The organism is Flavobacterium sp. (assembly GCF_027531905.1).
Lineage (GTDB): Bacteria > Bacteroidota > Bacteroidia > Flavobacteriales > Flavobacteriaceae > Flavobacterium.
Window position 1 is genome coordinate 1 of record NZ_JAPZSU010000034.1, and the last position, 19,525, is coordinate 19,525.

Consider the following 19,525-nt stretch of genomic DNA (forward strand, 5'->3'; position numbering starts at 1 on the left):
TTTAGACGAGTACAGCTATCGATTAAACAGGTCAATACACAAGCAAACCATATTTGACAATCTAATTAAAAGAATGATTAATCAAAAGCCTATTGGTTTACAAACAATTAAAACAAGTAGATAACTTTACAGCTCTAAAAAATTAAACAAGAAGCTAATTATTGTTAACCTTTCTAGAATTGTTTCGTCTAAATTAGGAGAAACCTCCAAAAATATCGAAGGTTTATTTAAAGAAGTACAGTACGAAAGTGCGGTGTTATTTTTTGACGAGTTCGATTCTTTAGGACAAATAAGGGATTACGACAACAAAGACAATACAGAGATGAAACGCGTGGTCAATTCCATTATTCAGTTGATTGATAGTTTTCCGAGTCGCTCTGTTTTAATTGCTGCTACGAATCAAATTCAAATGATAGATGAGGCTTTAGTGCGTCGCTTTGAACTACAACTTGAGTTTACTGCACCTAACTCAGCCGTTTTAGATAGGTATTACGATACGTTGCTTCAAAAGTATCCACTTCAATTTCAAAAAATGGAACGCTTGTACGACATTACTTTTGCTGAAGCAAAAAACCATTTACTACAATCAGTGAAAAATAATGTGATTCAAGAAGCTATTGCGAATCATCCTCAGGATTTATCCGAATAGAAATATAAAACCAATCGTATTTGTATATTTGACAACTAATCATGCACAAAATAAAATGAACTGGGAACAACTATTATCATTAAAACGTCAAGGCGACACAGGAAAGCGTTTGCGAATCGAACAAGATGAAACTCGTTTGGGGTTTGAGGTAGATTATGACCGCATCATTTTTTCGTCTGCTTTCAGAAGTTTGCAAGACAAAACTCAGGTGATTCCATTATCTAAAACCGATTTTGTGCATACACGTTTGACGCACAGTTTAGAGGTTTCCGTGGTAGGACGTTCTTTAGGACGATTGGTTGGAAAAAAAATAATCGAAAAATATCCTTATTTACAAGACATTCATGGCTATCAAATGAATGATTTTGGAGCCATTGTTGCTGCGGCTTCTCTCGCACACGACATTGGCAATCCACCGTTTGGGCATTCTGGTGAAAAAGCAATTGGAGAGTATTTTTCAATTGGAAAAGGACAACAATATAAAAATCAATTGACTCCTAAGCAATGGCAGGATTTGGTAGATTTTGAAGGTAATGCTAATGGTTTTTCAGTATTGAATAGCTCTCGTCCAGGAGTCGAAGGAGGGATTCGACTTTCGTTTGCTACGTTAGGGGCTTTTATGAAATACCCGAAAGAGAGTTTGCCGAAAAAACCAACGAAAGCGATTGCGGATAAGAAATATGGTTTTTTTCAAACCGATAAAGATTTTTTTCAAGAAGTTGCTCTAGAAATGGGAATGATTCCCAACAAAAATAAACCAGACATTGGTTTCGAAAGACATCCTTTGGCTTACTTGGTCGAAGCAGCTGATGATATTTGTTATACTATAATTGATTTTGAAGACGGAATCAACTTGGGATTGATTTCAGAAGATTTTGCTTTAGAATATTTAATCAAATTGGTAAAAGATAGTATTGATGCTTCTAAATACAAGACCTTAGCAACCAAAGAAGATCGAATTAGTTACTTACGTGCCTTGGCTATAGGAAGCTTAATAAATGATGCTGTAAAAGTTTTTATCGAAAACGAAAATAGTATTTTGAAGGGAAATTTTCCATTTGCAATAATGGATAAAAGCAAATATAAAGCACAAATGGATGATATCATCAAAATTAGTGTCAAGAATATTTATCAGAGTAGAGAAGTGATAGAAAAAGAGTTGGTAGGATATCAAATCATTCAGACGCTATTGGATAAATTTATTGTTGCTTTCAATAATAAATTTGAAGGTAAGGCTTCCAATTACGACCAACTAATTTTAAAAATGCTTCCAGAAAAGCATCTTTTAGATAAAGAAAACCTATATGAAAGATTACTACATATTTGTCATTATGTTTCTTTACTAACCGATGGCAATGCTTTGCGTCTTTATGAAACGTTACAAGGAGCCCAAAAATAAAAATTAGAACTCATAAACGATACCCACTCCTAAAGCCTGTTTTAGCTGTACTTTGGGGCCTTCGGTAATTTGAACCCCATTTTCTTCTCGTTTGGATTTGATGTCATCATCATAAATTAGATGTGTACCAATATTAGCCTTTACATATTTGTTGACCACGAGTTCAAATTGTATATTCCAGTCAATATCAATATTTCCGAAATTGTTGATATAATCTGAGTATAGTGTCAATCTATTGTCTAAATTAATATTTTTGAAGACTTCTTTTTTCATCTGACCTGTGAACAATAAACCCAATTCTGTTCTTGTTTTTTTTCCTCTTACTAAAAGATTTCCATTGGTATCATAAATGGCTTTGTCTACCCCAAAGGCACCTTGGTCAGCCAATCTTTGATCTAAAACTAAAGTTGTTTTTGATGTAAACGGAGAGATGTAATATGAGTAATTCTTTTTTTTATCTATCTTTTCAGCTCCTAAACCTATAAATACGTATGCTGGAGCAAAAGCTCTAGAAATAGCTATTTCTGTATTTGGATAGGAGTAACCATCAGTGAATTGCGTATTGAAATTAAATTTTGCAGAATAGTACCAATTGGTCAAGGTGTCTTTTCTGTAACCAAAAGTGGAGTTGATCAAAACGGCATCATCTGTTTTTCGTAATTCAATCCCGTCTTGTTTATTGAGACCATAGCGCACAATCAATTCATTTTGCCATTTATAATTTTCTCTAGTATAGACTCTTGTAAAATTACCTTTTACTAATCCAGAAATAGAACTGGTACCTCCAGCATTCCAATTGACAAAAGCTATTTGTGTGATATCAAAGCCAAGTTTATTTTTTTTAATCCAGTTTGAAATCCCCAACGTATTTACAGAGGTCTTTCGAATCGTTGGCGCTTTTATCGGAGGCAATGAAGTCGGAATTACAAAAGGACGAAAAGTAGGCCCAGCTGTAGGTGATAAGAGGATAATGGAGTCGTTTGTAGTTTCTGGTACCGTTGTGGTTTCTTGTGCAAAACTTTGAAAAGAAAAACTAATTATAAATAATAAAAGTGGTATTGATAAAAATTTCATTATTAGTGTTTTAATAAATGCAAATTAACTGATTTTGAAGGTTGAAAAAAAGTCTTTTAGGCTTTTAATGTCAATTTTGCAAGCGTTTTGTAATTCATTTATCGTTCCTTGTTCGACAAAAATATCGGGTATTCCAAGTGTTTTAATCGTCTTCTGATAGTTATTCGAAGCAGAAAATTCGAGTATGGCAGAGCCAAAACCTCCCGTTATCGCTCCATCTTCAACTGTAATTATGGTTTCAAATTGGTTAAAAATAGCATGTAAAAGTATTTCGTCTAAAGGTTTTACAAAGCCAAAATCATAATGAGCAAAGTAGGTTTTATTTTCCAATTGTTCAAGCGCCTTTTTCACATTATTACCGATGGTTCCAGTAGAAAGAATGGCAATTTCAGTTCCTTCTTTTAAACAATTGCCCTTTCCCAACGGAATTTTTTTGTAAGTAGATTTCCAGTGTATGAATTCACCTCTACCTCTAGGATAACGAATGGCAATGGGCTGGTCGATTCCTAATTGTACGGTATACAAAATATTCTGTAGCTCAATTTCGTTCAGCGGAGCGTAAACAATTAAATTTGGAATACATCTCAAATAAGCTAAGTCAAATATACCATGATGGGTAGCTCCGTCTTCGCCAACCAATCCTGCTCTATCCAAACAAAAAATAACAGGTAAGTTTTGTAAAGCTACATCATGAATCACTTGATCATACGCTCTTTGTAAAAAAGTAGAATAGATGTTACAATAAACTATCATGCCTTGCGTAGCCATACCAGCGGCTAGCGTTACGGCATGTTGTTCAGCAATGCCAACATCAAAAGCCCGACTTGGAATTTCATCCATCATAAACTTCAAGGAACTACCCGAAGGCATAGCGGGTGTTATTCCGATGATTTTTTCATTCTTTTTGGCTAAATCCAAAAGTGTTAAACCAAAAACATCTTGGTATTTTGGAGGTAAATGCTCTTCTGATTTAGGCAGTAAATCTCCTGTTGAAGCATCAAATTTTCCTGGCGCATGGTATTGCACTTGGTTGTCTTCGGCTTGTTGTAGTCCTTTGCCTTTGGTGGTGATAACATGAAGAAACTTTGGGCCTTTTACCTTTTTTAAGCGTTTTAATTCTTTAATAACTGTAGTAAGATCGTGACCGTCAATTGGCCCTGAATAATCAAAATTCAGAGACTTAATCATATTATTTTGTCGATGATTTTTTCCTTCTTTTACCGCAGTTAAATATTCTTTTAGCGCGCCAACACTTGGGTCGATTCCGATAGCGTTGTCGTTCAAAATGACTAATAAATTAGCGTCGGTTACTCCCGCATGATTGAGTCCTTCAAAAGCCATTCCTGAAGCGATTGAAGCATCGCCAATTACAGCAATATGTTGTTTTTCGAAATCTCCTTTTAAGTTGGAAGCAATCGCCATTCCTAATGCTGCAGAAATTGAGGTTGATGAGTGGCCTACGCCAAAGGCATCATAAATACTCTCGCTTCGTTTTGGGAATCCAGAAATACCATTCAATCGTCGGTTGGTATGAAAAACAGCTTTTCTTTCGGTCAGGATTTTATGACCATAGGCTTGATGTCCTACATCCCAAAGTAATAAATCATTGGGGGTGTCAAACACATAATGCAGCGCAATGGTCAATTCAACCACGCCAAGACTGGCACCAAGATGTCCTTCTTTGGTGGCGACAATATTGATGATAAAGTCACGTAATTCTTGCGCCAAATGAGGGAGTTGCGCTTCGTTAAGTTGGCGTAAATCTAAGGGGTTATTTATATGTTCGAGTAGGTTGGTTTTCATTTAATCATTAAAAAAGCGAATTTACGGTTTTTAATGTTTAGAATAATCGTCTTCGAACTTAGTAATTCGTTTAATTTCGATAGAATCAATTTTCGAATTAACTTTTCTTCTAAAAAATGTTCTTTTAAGTGTATCAAGTTTAATGCTGATATTCAATTGAAATTTATATTCTTTCTTTTTTCCAAATTCTTCACCAGGCAACCATTTTTTCGTGTTTTTTAAAATTTTTATTAACTCTTGTTTAGTTCCAAAACCTGGATCTTTTGTTACCTCGATAGAATCTAACTTGCCGTCTTTTAATATTTTAAAGGTAGCTGAAATAGTTCCGCTTATTTTTTTTGCTTCTTTAGGAAACTGATAATTATCTTTGATGTAAGTATAAAATTGTTGAAATCCACCAATGTATTCAGGATAAACACAAATTCCCATACCCCCATAAATCGTATCGTCTATGTAGGGATCTTTAATTTTATTTATTTCGCTTTTGTCTTCGGGTCTTACAATTGGTTTCACAAATTTAACTTGATCTATTTTAGGAGGTGGTGGAGGTGGCGGAACATGAGAAGGGTCATTTGGATTGTATTTTACATCGCCAACAGTAATTCGGTCGGTTGCTGGTTTTGGTTCATTCACAACTTTAACTTTGTCGATTTTTTGTTTGTTTCCTTTTTTATCTGTGCAACTAAATAGTGTTGAGCCCATTGCTATTAACAAAGCCAATAAAAAGATTTTCTGATACTGTGTTTGAGTATATAAAACATGACTCGGAATTTGAATAGTTATAGTGTCTAATTGCGATTTTCTCATTCTTCCACAGATTTGTTTGTTCTGTTTTTGAAGAAAAAAATGTTGTACCTCTTTCGGTAACATTGTTGTAAAATCTACAACTGTTTTAGCGCAACTCATGCAAAAACGACCATCGTCATTGGGAGACATTTTATTCCAATCTTCGTGACAAGGTTCAGGAATCGTGATCTTATATTTTCTTTCCATACAAAGTTTTTCGGTTTATAAAATTAACCAAAATTACTTCAAAAGTGTATTTTTGTTTTATGATAAACATTTTCACCGACGAATATTTCATGAAAAAAGCATTACAAGAAGCTGAAATGGCTTTTGCAAAAGGCGAAATCCCTGTGGGAGCCATTATTGTTGTGGCCGATAAAGTCATTGCTCGAACGCATAATTTGACAGAACTTCTCAACGATGTTACCGCTCATGCCGAGATGCAAGCCATAACCGCAGCGGCTAATTTCTTAGGCGGAAAATATTTGAAAGATTGTACTTTGTATGTGACTTTAGAACCTTGCCAAATGTGCGCAGGAGCTTTGTATTGGAGTCAAATTTCTAAAATTGTTTTTGGTGCTAGCGATTTGCATCGAGGATATGAAAAAATGGGCACTCAATTGCATCCCAAAACTACTGTGGTTCGCGGTGTTTTGGCAGAAGAAGCAGCGGATTTGATGAAGCGGTTTTTTGCAGAAAAAAGAAAGTAATTGAATTCCTTAAAGCCCTAGCCCAGATAGGAACGGCATCCTTTTACTGCCTTCTTTAGGCAGGAAAAGATAGAGTGGATAGCTGGAAATAGCTCCCAAAAAAGACTTTTCAAAATAAATTTACCCCTAAATAATCTACTGCTTAAAATAATAAATTAAATACGATACTTTTACTACAATATAATAGCGCTTTTACAGTTATCGTTTTAATTGCAAAATGTTGCTATAATTTTAGTTTGTAACCTATTAACTCTAGATAAAAGTGAAAGTAAAAGGATTAATTTATGTGTTTTGTGTGTTTTTTTTGTTTCAAGCGTGTGGAAGAAAATCTGCCGCCGATTTTAATTCTGATTTTTCATTATTCAAAGAGTATATCGTCAGTTTTACTGGTGGAATTGTCTCGGCACAATCGGATATTCGGGTGGTTTTGGCATTCGAAGAAAATAATTGGAAGGTAAATCAGGTTTTAGATCAAGATTTATTCGATATTTCTCCAAGTGTTGATGGAAAAGTGATCGCGCTTTCGAACAATACCATCGCTTTTATTCCTGAAAAAAAATTAGAATCAGGTACGGAATACCAAGTGACTTTGCATTTGGATAAGCTAGATCCAAAAGTAGCTGAAAAAAACAAGGAACTTTCCAATTTCAATTTTACGGTAAAAACCATTAAACAGGATTTTATCGTTAACACACTCGACGTTCAATCGTATAGTAAAGACTACCAATATTTGAATTGTGTGTTGAAAACTGCGGACAATATTGATTTAGAAACTGCAAAAAAATTAGTAGAAGCCGAACATAATGGAGAAAATTTACAGCTGGTTTTTGAAAAATCGACCACAGTTGGGAAAGAATTTAAATTCAGAATTGATAGCATTCAAAGATTAGATTCAAAAAGTAATCTTGAGATAGCTTATGATGGAAGCGATTTTGATATAGATCAAAAAGGAACCATCGATTTTCCAATTACTGCCCTGAATGAATTCAAAGTAGTTAAGACCGAAATACAAGAAGGAGACGATCAATCTTTGTCCATCAATTTTTCTGAGCCACTAGAAAAAGGACAGGATTTTAAAGGGTTGGTGGCGATTCAAAATACTAATAATTTAAAGTTTTCTACACAAGGAAACGAGTTGAAGATCTATTTTGATAAAGAGAGAGTTGTAGAAAAACCAGTTGAAGTGGTTTCTGAGCCGGTTTCCGAAGGTATTGTCACTGACTCTACAGTTGTGGTTTCAGACACTACAGTTGTTGAAGAATCTCAAGAAATTGTAGAAGTCGTAGCAACCGAAGCTGTTGATGCTTCTCAAAAACTCACAGGGGAATTACTCTTAGAGGTGTTTCAAGGCATAGAAAGCGAATATGGGAAAAAGTTGAACGAGAATTATGCTGAAAAAATTTCGTTTGATGAAATAAAACCCAATGTTCGATTTATCAAAAATGGAACGATCTTACCAAGTTCCAGTAATCTAAAACTCAACTTTGAAGCGGCAAATCTAAGTGCTGTCGATGTGAAGGTGTATAAAATATACAAAAACAACATTCTTCAATTTTTGCAGGATAATGAATTAAATGGTGCACGAAATCTGAAAAGAGTAGCGCAACCTATCGCCAAATCGACACTCAATCTTAACGAACATGGCTTGGTTAATCTGAGTAAATGGAACACTTTTGCTTTGGATTTATCCAAGATTATAACGCCAGAACCAGGCGCTATTTACAGGGTAGAGTTTTCGTATAAAAAGGCGTATTCTTTATATAAATGCGACGCTTCATCTGGTGACGAAAGTGAAAATGCAGAGGAAGAAGAAATAGATGAAAAAGATGTAAATTACAGTGAAAACCCTTATGATGATTACTACTATGACGATTATGAATGGAGAGAAAGTCAGGATCCATGTACAAGCTCCTATTTTTATAATGCCAAAATAGGAACGAATATTTTAGCCTCGGATGTGGGTGTAATTGCCAAAAGAGGAGAAAATAAATCGTATTTATTTGCCGTAAGCAATATTATTACCACTGAACCCATTGCAAATGCAAGGGTAGATTTGTACAGTTTTCAGCAACAAAAATTAGCAACTGGAGCAACAAGTAGCGAAGGAATTGCTAGTTTTCAGCTGGATACTTTTGCTTATTTTGCGATTGTGACTTACGGAACGCAGTCCACTTATGTAAAACTTGATGATGGGCATTCTTTATCGGTAAGTAATTTTAACGTATCTGGCGAGACTTTGCAAAAAGGTCTCAAAGGCTTCATTTATGGGGAACGAGGCGTTTGGCGACCTGGAGATAATTTGTATTTGTCGTTCATTTTGAATGATGCTTCGAATAAAATTCCGTTGGGGCATCCTATAAAATTTAGATTAGCTGATCCAAATGGAAAAGTGACCTATCAAACAGTTCAAAAAGCAAATGAGTGGCATCATTATGCGTTTACTGTTCCAACTGAAAGTGATGCGCACACCGGAAATTGGGAAGCAATGGTTAGCGTGGGAGGTGCCAAGTTTTATAAAAGTATTAAAATCGAAACCATCAAACCGAATCGTTTAAAAATTAAAAACAGTTTCAAACGAGCTGTACTTTCTTCTTCTTATCCCAATACGAGTAATCTAGAAGTAGCGTGGCTTCACGGAGCGGTCGCCAAAAATTTGAATGTTGAAATGCAAGCCAAATTTTCGCAACAAATCACGGCTTTCAAAAACTATGAGAAGTATGTTTTTGATGATTTGGTTCGAAAATTCAGCACCGAAGAAATTACCGTTTTCTCAGGTAAATTAGACGCTACCGGAAAAGCGAAGGTAACAATAGACCCCAAAATACAAGGAGAAGCTCCAGGAATGCTGAAAGCGGCGTTTATTACTAAAGTTTATGAGGAAGGCGGCGATTTTAGCACTGATGTTATGGCGACGACCTATTCTCCGTATAACACTTATATCGGGATCAAATCACCTGAGCCTAACAAATACGGAATGTTAGAAACCCGTAAAATGAATCAATTTGATATCGTTACCGTAGATGAAAACGGAAGACCAAAAGCAGTAAAAAATCTGGAAGTCAAAGTTTACAAAGTAGAATGGCGCTGGTGGTGGGATGCATCAAGTGATAATTTATCGAATTATAACGCTGATGATGCTACGACTTCGTATAAAACTTTTAGAATAAACACAGATGCCAATGGAAAAGGAAATGTTCGATTTGCCTTGACGGATGAAGAGTGGGGGCGTTATTTAATTCGAGTTGCTGATGAGGTTGGAGGCCACGCAACAGCATTGACCGTAAATATTGATTGGCCAATGTGGTCTGGAAAAACGAAAAACACCGATGCATCAACGGCCAATATGTTGATTTTTTCTACAGATAAGGAGAAGTATGCCGTGGGCGAAAAGGCACAAATCTCTTTCCCATCTAGCGAAGGCGGACGTGCTTTTATCTCTATCGAAAATGGCTCAAAAGTAGTGCAAACGCTTTGGGCTAAGACTCAAAAAGGAGAAACAAGAGTAACTATTCCGATTACTGCTGCGATGGCACCGAATGTTTATTTTAATATTACGCTGCTGCAACCACATGCTACAACCAAGAATGATTTGCCAATCCGTATGTATGGAATTGTACCAATCGAAGTGATTGATAAAAACACCATTCTTGCTCCCAAATTAGTAATGCCAGATGTGTTACGTCCCGAGCAATCATTTGCTTTAAAAGTGAGTGAACAAACTGGAAAAGCAATGACTTATACCATAGCCATTGTAGATGAAGGTTTATTGGATTTAACTCGTTTCAAAGCGCCAAATGCCTGGGATAGTTTCTATGTTCGTGAAGCTTTAGGCGTAAAAACCTGGGATATTTACGATGATGTGATTGGAGCGTATGGCGGAAAAGTGAATCAGATTTTCAGTATTGGAGGTGACCAAGATTTAGGTGGTGGAAAAGCTAAAAAAGCCAATCGTTTTAAACCGGTTGTGATTTATATGGGACCTTTTAAATTGGAGAAAGGAGAAACCAAAACCCATCAAATAAAATTACCAAAATACATTGGTTCTGTCAAAACAATGATCGTGGCTGGCGATGCAACTACAAGTGCGTATGGAAGTGTTGAAAAGGCGACTCCAGTTCGCAGTCCTTTGATGGTGTTGGCTTCATTGCCTAGAAAGATTTCTCCATCTGAAAAGGTAACGATTCCGGTGACTGTTTTTGCCATGGAAAAAAACATCAAAAATGTGACCGTTCAGATTAAGACGAATAACGGATTAAAAGTTATTGGCAGTGCCACTCAAAGACTTTCTTTTGCACAACCCGACGAAAAAATGGCTTATTTCAATTTGGCTGTGGGTTCTGTCACCGGAATTGGGAAAGTGCAAATTGTGGCGACTTCGGGCAAGGAGAAATCCGTGTATGATGTAGAAATTGATATGACCAATCCAAATCCAGTGACCAATACGTTTACCGATGTGATTTTGGAACCCAACAGTTCTAAAACAATTTCTTGGAAAACATTTGGTGTTGCGGGAAGTAATAAAGCAAAATTAGAGGTTTCGTCGATGCCAACCATTAATTTAAATGGTCGTTTACAATATCTGATTCAATATCCGCATGGTTGTGTGGAGCAAACGACCTCGTCTGTTTTTCCACAGTTGTACTTAAATGATATTGTTGATTTGGATGCTACGCGTCAGCAATTAATTCAAAAAAATATCACAGCAGGAATCTTGCGTTTAGGAGGTTTTCAATTGTCGAATGGCGGATTATCGTATTGGCAAGGAGGAACCGTTGCTGATGATTGGGGTTCGTCGTATGCCGGACATTTTATGATTGAAGCAGAGAAAAAAGGGTATTTCTTGCCAATCAATTTCAAGACTAAATGGATTTCGTATCAGCAAAAAGAAGCCAAACAATGGCGATTTGAACCGAGTTATGGAAATGATTTGGCACAGTCCTACCGTTTGTATACTTTGGCTTTGGCAGGAGCTCCTGATTTGTCTTCGATGAATAGATTGCGTGAAACCAAAGGAATCTCGAACGAAAGTAAATTGCGTTTGGCTTCGGCTTATGTATTGGCGGGACAAAAAGCAGCAGGTTTGTCGTTGTTGTTGAATACTTCTATAGATGATAATTCCAATTATACGTATTACTATTATGGTTCTGCTGATAGAAATCGTGCCATGGCTCTCGAAACATTGTTATTGCTTGGGCAAAAGCAAAAAGCATTTGCAATGGCAACAAAATTGGCCAAAAATATGTCTAGTGACCAATGGATGAGCACGCAAACTACAGCGTATGGTTTGTATGCCATGGCTAAATTTTCCGTGAGCAATGGTCCGAAAGGAATCGATGTGCAGTTCAGTAAAGACGGAAAAGCGCAATCAATTAAAACGATGAAAACCATCGCTGATCGAAGTCTGGTGGTCAAATCGGGTTCGAATAGTGTGACTTTGAAGAACAATCAAAAAAATAGATTGTTTGTTCGTGTGCTGAACACAGGAATTCTTCCAATTGGACAAGAAAAAGCGATTCAAAGCAATGTTTCGGCTTCGATTGTGTTCAAGAACAGAAAAGGAGGCGTCATCAATGTCTCTAAAATCAATCAAGGAACAGAATTCATCGCTGAGGTAACGGTTAGAAATCAGAAAAATGAACACGTCGAAAATGTAGCATTATCACAAATTCTACCTTCAGGTTTCGAAATTGTAAATACGCGCTTCACTGATTATGGAGACGCAACCAATAACGTTGCTGATTACATTGATATTCGCGATGACAGAACCAATTTCTATTTTGGATTAAAATCAGGTGAAACCAAAACGTTTAGAATATTGCTGAATGCCTCATATCTAGGAACTTATTATCTGCCAGGATTGCAATGCGAAGCGATGTATGATAATACGTTTTTGGCAAGAACCAAAGGATTTTGGGTTCAGGTGGTGAAATAGAAGATGTATTATTCTTCTTCGCGAACTTTGCGTATAACTTTGCGACCCTTGCGGTTAAATAAAATAACTTTGAAAAACAAACTCATAGCGTTCCTGCAACGCATCATCAATTGGATAAAAACGAATAAAATTAAATCATCAATAGCCTTTTTGCTGTTGGTGGTTTATTATTTTTCGTTGCCACGAACTTTGTTTCAAGAGCCTTATGCTACGGTGATTGAAAGCAAGGAAGGAGAATTGCTTGGTGCCAAAATTGCCCTCGATGGACAATGGCGATTTCCTGCACAAGACAGCGTTCCCGATAAATTTAAAAAATGTATTGTCTATTTTGAAGACGAATATTTCTACAAACATCCTGGATTCAATCCTGTGGCGATGGTCAATGCTTTTCAGCAAAATAGGCAAGCCGCCAAAGTGGTTCGTGGAGGAAGTACTTTGACACAACAAGTCATTCGTTTGTCCAGAAACGGAAAAGGAAGAACCTATTTCGAAAAAATAATTGAACTCATTCTCGCTACCCGATTAGAATTGGGCTATTCTAAAAATGAGATTTTAGAATTGTATGCTGCTCACGCTCCGTTTGGAGGAAATGTGGTAGGGTTGGAGATGGCTTCTTGGCGGTATTTTGGTGTGCAGTCCCATCAATTGTCTTGGGCAGAAAGCGCAACCTTGGCTGTTTTGCCCAATGCGCCTAGTTTGATTTATCCAGGAAAGAACCAAATCAAATTATTAAGCAAGCGCAACAGACTTTTGTTGAAATTAAATCAAGAAGGAATAATTGATCAGCAGACTTACGAACTTTCGATAGCCGAACCTTTGCCTCAAAAACCGTTTGATTTACCTCAAATTGCCCCTCATTTATTGCAACGTGTTGCCAAGAATCAAGCAGGAACTCGGGTGAAAACAACAATAGAAATTGGGTTACAAAACAGAGTCAATCAAATTTCAAAGTATTATTACAACCAATACAAGCAAAATGAAGTGCATAATTTGGCTATTTTGGTAATTGATGTGTCCAATAGAAAAGTGATGAGCTATGTGGGTAATTCACCTACAGACGGCAATCATCAAAAAGATGTGGATATTATTGATGCACCAAGAAGTACCGGAAGTATTCTGAAACCGCTTTTATACGCCGGCATGCTCGATGATGGAGAGTTGTTGCCCAATACATTAGTAGCTGATATTCCAACGCAAATTGCGGGCTATACGCCACAAAATTTCAACCTTACCTTTGATGGAGCAGTTCCGGCACATCGGGCTTTGTCTCGTTCCTTGAACATACCTTCCGTATTAATGTTGCAGGATTTTGGGGTCAATAAATTTTATGAAGAATTACAGCGATTCAAATTAAGGGATATTTCAAAACCGCCAGATCATTACGGTTTGTCGCTTATTTTGGGTGGTGCCGAAAGTAATTTATGGGATTTGTGCCGAACCTACGCAGGTTTATCTTCCACTTTGAATTATTTTAATGCGAATCAAGGGCAATATAGAAGCAATGAATTTTCCGAACTAAACTATGATGATACTTTTCAAGTTGATTTTGGCGATGAAACCCGACAAAAGAACATCTTGGGAGCAGGATCGATTTGGCTTACCTATAATGCAATGGAACAAGTCAATCGCCCCGAAGGAGATGAGGCTTGGAAGTTTTACGACAGTTCACTCAAAATTGCTTGGAAAACGGGAACAAGTTTTGGGAACCGTGATGCGTGGGCGATAGGTAGCAATGCAAGATACGTTGTAGGCGTGTGGGTTGGGAACGCAACAGGCGAGGGTAGGCCAATCTTGACGGGAGTTAGCAGCGCAGCTCCAATTTTGTTTGATGTTTTTAATTTGTTGCCTAGACAACGATGGTTTGATACACCATTTAAGGATTTAGAAGAGGTTGAGGTGTGTGGTTTGAGTGGTCATTTGGCCAAAGACGGTTGTCCAACCATAAAACAACTCGTTCCGAAGAAAGGGAAAAACACTTCCATTTGTCCGTATCACAAAACGGTGCATTTGGATAAAACATTGCAATTTCAAGTGAATAGCAGTTGCGAAAACATTGAAAATATAGTGACCAAAAACTGGTTTATTTTGCCACCCGTAATGGCTTGGTATTACAAAAGTCAGCATATTGAGTATTTGCCCTTGCCACCATTTCGGAATGATTGTATGGGAACACAAACCGCTACAATGGATTTTATTTATCCGAAAACGAATAGCAAAATCTATCTTACGAAGAATTTCAATAGTGAAGTTCAGCCAGTGATTTTAAAAGTAGCCCATTCTCAAAGAGAAAGTAAGCTATTTTGGTACGTTGATAAAGTGTTTAAAGGCAGTACCAAAACCTTTCACGAAATGCCTATTTCGGCAACGACAGGATTTCATTACATAACGGTTGTAGATGAATTTGGAAACGAAATTAGGAGGAAGATTGAGATTATAAAAGAGTAGTTTTTTAAAATTATTCTCCAATATGCTCCTGAGAACTATTAATTAGCATTTTTTATGAAACGTTTTTTTAGCGAAAAGAATGTGAATTTGTAGCGAAGCTTTTGTTTTAATTTTTATATTTACGTCATTGCCCAATTACATAAAATACAGTATCAATTTATTTTAAATCTATTGACTTGAATATTTAAATAATTATATAAACAACTTATTATCAAATCTTTATAATGATTTGGTTGCTGATTGCTATAAATCGGTGCAATAGTTTTGGTTTTCATACTTAATACAGGTGCTTAACTGTTTGATTATCAAAAATAAATAACTAAGCGTATAACTCAATAAATCTAATTTTTATGATGCATATTAAAATTAAAACAGCTACTATTATTGGTGTTTCTATTGTGATTACAGCCTTTATTTTAGGGCAATCTTTTAAAAATAGAAATGAAAATTTAGATTCAATTTCGGTAATCGGTCTTGGGGCTAAAGATTTTATTTCAGACGAAATTTTATGGTCTGGAAGTTTTACGGCAAGTAGTTTTGATATCAAAACCGCTTACAATAAAATCATTTCAGATCAAAAAATAGTAGCTAATTTTTTTATAGCCAAAGGTTTTAAATCGAATGAGTTTTCATTTGGAGCGGTGAATTTTCAAAAGAAGTTTAGAGAAGTATAAATTCAAAATGCAAATAGCGAATACATTAATTCTGAACAAGTTTTTGATGGTTATGAAGCTACTCAAAATATCACTTTTTTAGCTAAAAAGAACCCTGATTTAATGAGGCGTATCGAAGATGTTTCTAGTAAAACTTCTGAATTGATTAATTCAGGGATAGAACTCACTTCAAATTCTATTCAATATACATATTCCAATTTGCCAAGTTTAAAACAGAGTTTAATTGAAAAAGCTACTAAAGATGCAAATGAGCGTGCTGTCAAAATTGTAAAAACAGCAGAGGGTAGTTTGGGTAAATTAAAGAGTGCGAGTATGGGTGTTTTTCAAATTACGGGTCAGGGTTCTACTGCTGAAGATAGTTACGGTGGTAATAATGATACTTTTAGTAAAAATAAAACGGCTCGAATTACGGTTAGATTAGAGTATGTTTTGAACTAATAGTACTATTTTTAGTCACAAAAAAACCGCTAATCTTACGAAAAGCGGTTTTGTTTGTTTTAGTCTGTAATAACATTTCCTTTTTTGTCGTAGAAATGATATTCTAAATACGTGTAAGCGTCACGTGGTATAATTTTTACCCATTTTTTGTGTTCAAAAAACCATTTTGAACGCAATGATGGAAAACCTTTACTGAGGTAAGCAGCCACAAAAGGGTGTACATTGAGCACTACTTTTTTGTGGGTTTTTAGAAGCCGTTCTAAATCGGAAGTGATTTTGTCAATGATTAAAATTGGCGCTTCAATTTCGCCATGTTCATTATTGGGATCCTCTTCACGAGTTTTGATGTTGACTTCTGGTCTTACTCTTTGTCTAGTGATTTGGACTAATCCAAATTTACTAGGAGGTAAGATCTTGTGTTTAGCTTTATCATCGCTCATCTCTTCTCTAAGGAAGTCGAATAAAACTTTGCGATTTTCGGGATTGGCCATATCGATAAAATCAACTACAATGATTCCGCCCATATCTCTCAAACGCAATTGTCTTGCGATTTCGGCGGCGGCGATCATGTTTACTTCCATGGCGGTGTCTTCTTGATTGGTAGCTTTGTTCGAACGGTTGCCGCTATTTACGTCTATAACGTGAAGGGCTTCCGTATGTTCGATGATTAAATAAGCTCCTTTGCTCATGGAAACGGTTTTTCCGAAGGAAGTCTTGATTTGTCTCTCTATGTTATATTTCTCGAAGATTGGTGTGTCTTTCGATTGATAAAACTTTACGATTGATTGTTTGGATGGTGCAATTTCTTGCAAATAATCCTTTGTTTGTTGGTACAACTCTTCATCATCTATTTGAATTCCACTAAAGGTATCATTAAACACGTCGCGAAGGATAGAAGAGGCTCTGTTGAGCTCGCCTAACACTTTTGACGGATGATGAGCAGTTGGTAATTTCTTACACATTGCAGTCCATCTGCTGAGCAGGTTCTGCAAATCTTTTTCTAATTCGGCTGTATTTTTGCCTTCGGCTACTGTGCGAACAATAACGCCAAAGCCTTTTGGTTTGATGGATTGTACGAGTTTTTTTAGTCGATCTTTTTCTTTTTTGTCTTCTATTTTTTGAGAAATAGAAACCCGATCCGAAAAAGGGACCAAAACGATAAAGCGTCCGGCCAAGGATAGTTCTGCACTAATTCTTGGTCCTTTGGTTGATATCGGTTCTTTTACTACTTGTACTAAAACAGATTGATTGGCATTCAAGACATCAGTAATGGTGCCGTCTTTATCAATCTCTTTTTCAAATTGAAAGTTTTTTAGAGAGAAATCTTTTATTTTACCTGCGCTTACAAGTTTTATGAATTTCAGTTGGGAAGCAAGGTTTGGACCTAAATCATGATAATGTAAAAAGGCGTCTTTTTCGTAGCCAACATTTACAAAAGCAGCATTTAAGCCTGCAACTGGTTTTCTTATTTTGGCTATAAAAATATCGCCTACTTGAAAGTTGCTTGTTTCTTGTTCCTTGTGTAATTCAATTAGTTTTCCATCTTTTAATAAGGCAAAATCTACGGCATCAGAACTAGAACGAATAATTAATTCTTTATTCACGCTGTACATTTTTATCCATACGTTAAAGTTTTCAGTTTCGGTTTTCAGTTTTCAGTTTTACAACTCATAACTCATAACTTATAACTCATAACTGAATTGTAAGGATGGATTAAACAATATTTAACAGGTTTTGACCCGGATGAATTTTCAGTCGTCAGTATTTAGAGGGCAGTATGCAGTTTAAGCGGCAATCTGAAGTCTAAAATCTAATGTCTGAAATTCAAATTTCAATGAACTTTTAAAAAGAAAAAAGTAGTTTAAAACTACTTTTTCTTTTTATGACGGTTAGCTCTCGCTCTTTTTTTACGTTTGTGCGTCGCTACCTTATGTCTCTTTCTTTTTTTACCACTTGGCATATCCTGAAGATTTTATGATTAATTAATAGATTATTTTGCTTCGTTATTTGTTTTTACACCTTCTACAAACACTTTAGCTGGTTTAAAAGCTGGAATGTTGTGAGCAGGGATTTTAATAGTGGTGTTTTTAGAAATATTTCTTCCTGTTTTTTCAGCTCTAGTTTTTACTATAAAACTTCCAAAACCTCTTAGATACACATTGTCTCCAGTTTCTAATGAAGTTTTAACTTCATTCATAAAAGTCTCAACTGTTGCTTGAACATCTCCTTTTTCAAGACCTAATTTTTCTGAAATCTTCGCTACGATATCTGCTTTCGTCATTTTCTTTCCTTTTTAATATGTTGTACTATTTTTTTTGAGGTTGCAAATATACGAATTTAAAAAACAATAAATCAACCTAATTCGTTAAAATTTAATTACATAAACTTTTACTTTTGCTTACAAATAATTTACAATGACATTTTATAACTCCTTAATTCAATGGTATTTACAAAGCAAACGCGATTTACCATGGCGAAATACGACTAATCCATACCCAATTTGGCTATCAGAAATAATACTTCAACAGACGCGTGTCGCCCAAGGAATGCCTTATTTTTATGCTTATTTAGAAAATTTTCCTACAATTTATGATTTAGCCCAGTCCGATGAGCAAAAAGTGTTGAAATTGTGGCAGGGATTAGGCTATTATTCACGAGCTAGGAATTTACATCAAACCGCACAATATATAGTGAATGAATTAGACGGTGTTTTTCCGAATTCTTACGCTGGTCTTTTGGAATTAAAGGGGGTTGGTGAATATACAGCAGCAGCAATCGCATCCTTTGCTTATAATGAACCTGTACCTGTGGTTGATGGGAACGTGTTTCGGGTGTTGTCTCGGTATTTTGGAATAGAATCAGATATAAGTTTAGGCAAAACTAAAAAAGAATTTACTGCTTTGGCTGCCGAATTGTTGCCCAAAGAACAACCTGCGCTTTTTAACCAAGCAATAATGGAGTTTGGCGCGTTGCAATGTGTGCCCAAAAGTCCGAATTGTGGGGATTGTATTTTTAACACCAGCTGTGTCGCTTTGCAAAAAGGAAAGGTTCACGAGTTGCCGGTAAAATCCAAAAAGTTAAAAGTGAGTCATCGTTACTTTAATTATATAGTAGTAACTGATAAAAATGGAAATACCAAAATACAACAGCGAACCGATAAAGGTATTTGGTACAACTTATATGAGTTCCCTTTGATTGAAACTAAAAAAGAAGAAGGATTCGAAACCATTGCGCCTTTGATTCAGGAGAATGTCTCATTTGGTTCTTCTGTGGTAAGTATTCAAGAAGTAAACCCAATTAGTATCGTGCATAAATTATCGCATCAGCATTTGTATGTCAAGTTTTGGAAAGTAACGCTTGATGATGCTTTGGTTGATGGAGTGACCTCTGAACAATTAAAAACCTTTCCTTTTCCAATAGTGATTCACAATTTTATTGAACAATATGCTGATTAAAAAATGATCTGATTTATTGTTTTGTTTCTACTGGATATTTTGTGAAAAGGTTAAATTTACAAAATGGAATACGATATAAAAACGATACTAGAGAAAATTATTTTACCGATTCAAGACGGCTGGAAATTATCAAAATTAGAAATTGATGAAGAAAAACTAG

At 35.9% G+C, this 19,525-nt stretch carries 12 protein-coding genes and 2 pseudogenes; 9 read left to right on the forward strand and 5 right to left on the reverse strand.

Going from position 1 to position 19,525, the window contains the following annotated elements; all coding sequences use genetic code 11:
- The 3 genes and pseudogenes from O9307_RS09365 to O9307_RS09375 form a co-directional block, all read left to right on the forward strand.
- A pseudogene (locus O9307_RS09365) lies at positions 1-124 on the forward strand (IS1595 family transposase); the annotation flags it as partial.
- A 24-nt stretch (positions 125-148) separates the two neighbouring features.
- A pseudogene (locus tag O9307_RS09370) lies at positions 149-649 on the forward strand (ATP-binding protein); the annotation flags it as partial.
- 55 nt (positions 650-704) lie between these two features.
- Entirely contained in the window at positions 705-2,048 is a 1,344-nt protein-coding gene (locus O9307_RS09375; RefSeq protein WP_298298191.1) for a deoxyguanosinetriphosphate triphosphohydrolase, read from the forward strand.
- A gap of 3 nt (positions 2,049-2,051) precedes the next feature.
- On the opposite strand, the gene O9307_RS09380 is transcribed toward O9307_RS09375, so the two are convergent.
- The 3 genes from O9307_RS09380 to O9307_RS09390 are packed head-to-tail and all read right to left on the reverse strand — an operon-like array spanning position 2,052 to position 5,918.
- Positions 2,052-3,122: a DUF3078 domain-containing protein gene (locus tag O9307_RS09380; RefSeq protein ID WP_298298194.1), complete on the reverse strand. Its 1,071-nt coding sequence runs from the start codon at positions 3,120-3,122 to the stop codon at positions 2,052-2,054.
- Positions 3,123-3,146: 24 nt separating this feature from the next.
- Entirely contained in the window at positions 3,147-4,925 is a 1,779-nt protein-coding gene (locus O9307_RS09385) for a 1-deoxy-D-xylulose-5-phosphate synthase (RefSeq protein ID WP_298298197.1), read from the reverse strand.
- A 30-nt stretch (positions 4,926-4,955) separates the two neighbouring features.
- A complete protein-coding gene (locus tag O9307_RS09390; RefSeq protein WP_298298199.1) occupies positions 4,956-5,918 on the reverse strand; it encodes a hypothetical protein in 963 nt (320 codons plus the stop codon).
- Between the two features lie 59 nt (positions 5,919-5,977).
- Here O9307_RS09390 and O9307_RS09395 point away from each other — a divergent pair, with 59 nt between their 5' ends.
- From O9307_RS09395 to O9307_RS09415, 5 genes are all read left to right on the forward strand, one after another.
- Positions 5,978-6,421: a nucleoside deaminase gene (locus O9307_RS09395; protein ID WP_298298202.1), complete on the forward strand. Its 444-nt coding sequence runs from the start codon at positions 5,978-5,980 to the stop codon at positions 6,419-6,421.
- Between the two features lie 262 nt (positions 6,422-6,683).
- Entirely contained in the window at positions 6,684-12,353 is a 5,670-nt protein-coding gene (locus O9307_RS09400) for an MG2 domain-containing protein (RefSeq protein WP_298298204.1), read from the forward strand.
- Positions 12,354-12,422: 69 nt separating this feature from the next.
- Entirely contained in the window at positions 12,423-14,798 is a 2,376-nt protein-coding gene (pbpC, locus tag O9307_RS09405; RefSeq protein ID WP_298298206.1) for a penicillin-binding protein 1C, read from the forward strand.
- A 350-nt stretch (positions 14,799-15,148) separates the two neighbouring features.
- Complete coding sequence (locus O9307_RS09410; protein WP_298298209.1) at positions 15,149-15,472, forward strand: hypothetical protein; 324 nt, start codon at positions 15,149-15,151, stop codon at positions 15,470-15,472.
- 24 nt (positions 15,473-15,496) lie between these two features.
- Entirely contained in the window at positions 15,497-15,910 is a 414-nt protein-coding gene (locus O9307_RS09415) for an SIMPL domain-containing protein (protein WP_298298218.1), read from the forward strand.
- Between the two features lie 59 nt (positions 15,911-15,969).
- On the opposite strand, the gene O9307_RS09420 is transcribed toward O9307_RS09415, so the two are convergent.
- Together O9307_RS09420 and O9307_RS09425 are read right to left on the reverse strand one after the other, a co-directional pair.
- Positions 15,970-17,514, reverse strand: coding sequence for a ribonuclease E/G (locus O9307_RS09420; RefSeq protein WP_298298211.1), 1,545 nt, complete (start codon positions 17,512-17,514; stop codon positions 15,970-15,972).
- A 386-nt stretch (positions 17,515-17,900) separates the two neighbouring features.
- On the reverse strand, positions 17,901-18,191 hold the full coding sequence (locus tag O9307_RS09425) for an HU family DNA-binding protein (RefSeq protein ID WP_024981932.1): 291 nt from the start codon (positions 18,189-18,191) through the stop codon (positions 17,901-17,903).
- 133 nt (positions 18,192-18,324) lie between these two features.
- On the opposite strand from O9307_RS09425, the gene mutY reads away from it, so the two are divergent.
- The gene (mutY, locus tag O9307_RS09430) at positions 18,325-19,365 is read left to right on the forward strand and encodes an A/G-specific adenine glycosylase (RefSeq protein ID WP_298298215.1); all 1,041 of its coding nucleotides are present in this window, start codon (positions 18,325-18,327) and stop codon (positions 19,363-19,365) included.
- Positions 19,366-19,525: the final 160 nt, after the last annotated feature.

Coding starts and splice junctions, on each gene's coding strand:
- O9307_RS09375 (WP_298298191.1), top strand. CDS start 705: ATGAACTGGGAACAACTATTATCATTAAAACGTCAAGGCGACACAGGA.
- O9307_RS09380 (WP_298298194.1), bottom strand. CDS start 3,122: ATGAAATTTTTATCAATACCACTTTTATTATTTATAATTAGTTTTTCT.
- O9307_RS09385 (WP_298298197.1), bottom strand. CDS start 4,925: ATGAAAACCAACCTACTCGAACATATAAATAACCCCTTAGATTTACGC.
- O9307_RS09390 (WP_298298199.1), bottom strand. CDS start 5,918: ATGGAAAGAAAATATAAGATCACGATTCCTGAACCTTGTCACGAAGAT.
- O9307_RS09395 (WP_298298202.1), top strand. CDS start 5,978: ATGATAAACATTTTCACCGACGAATATTTCATGAAAAAAGCATTACAA.
- O9307_RS09410 (WP_298298209.1), top strand. CDS start 15,149: ATGATGCATATTAAAATTAAAACAGCTACTATTATTGGTGTTTCTATT.
- O9307_RS09425 (WP_024981932.1), bottom strand. CDS start 18,191: ATGACGAAAGCAGATATCGTAGCGAAGATTTCAGAAAAATTAGGTCTT.
- mutY (WP_298298215.1), top strand. CDS start 18,325: ATGACATTTTATAACTCCTTAATTCAATGGTATTTACAAAGCAAACGC.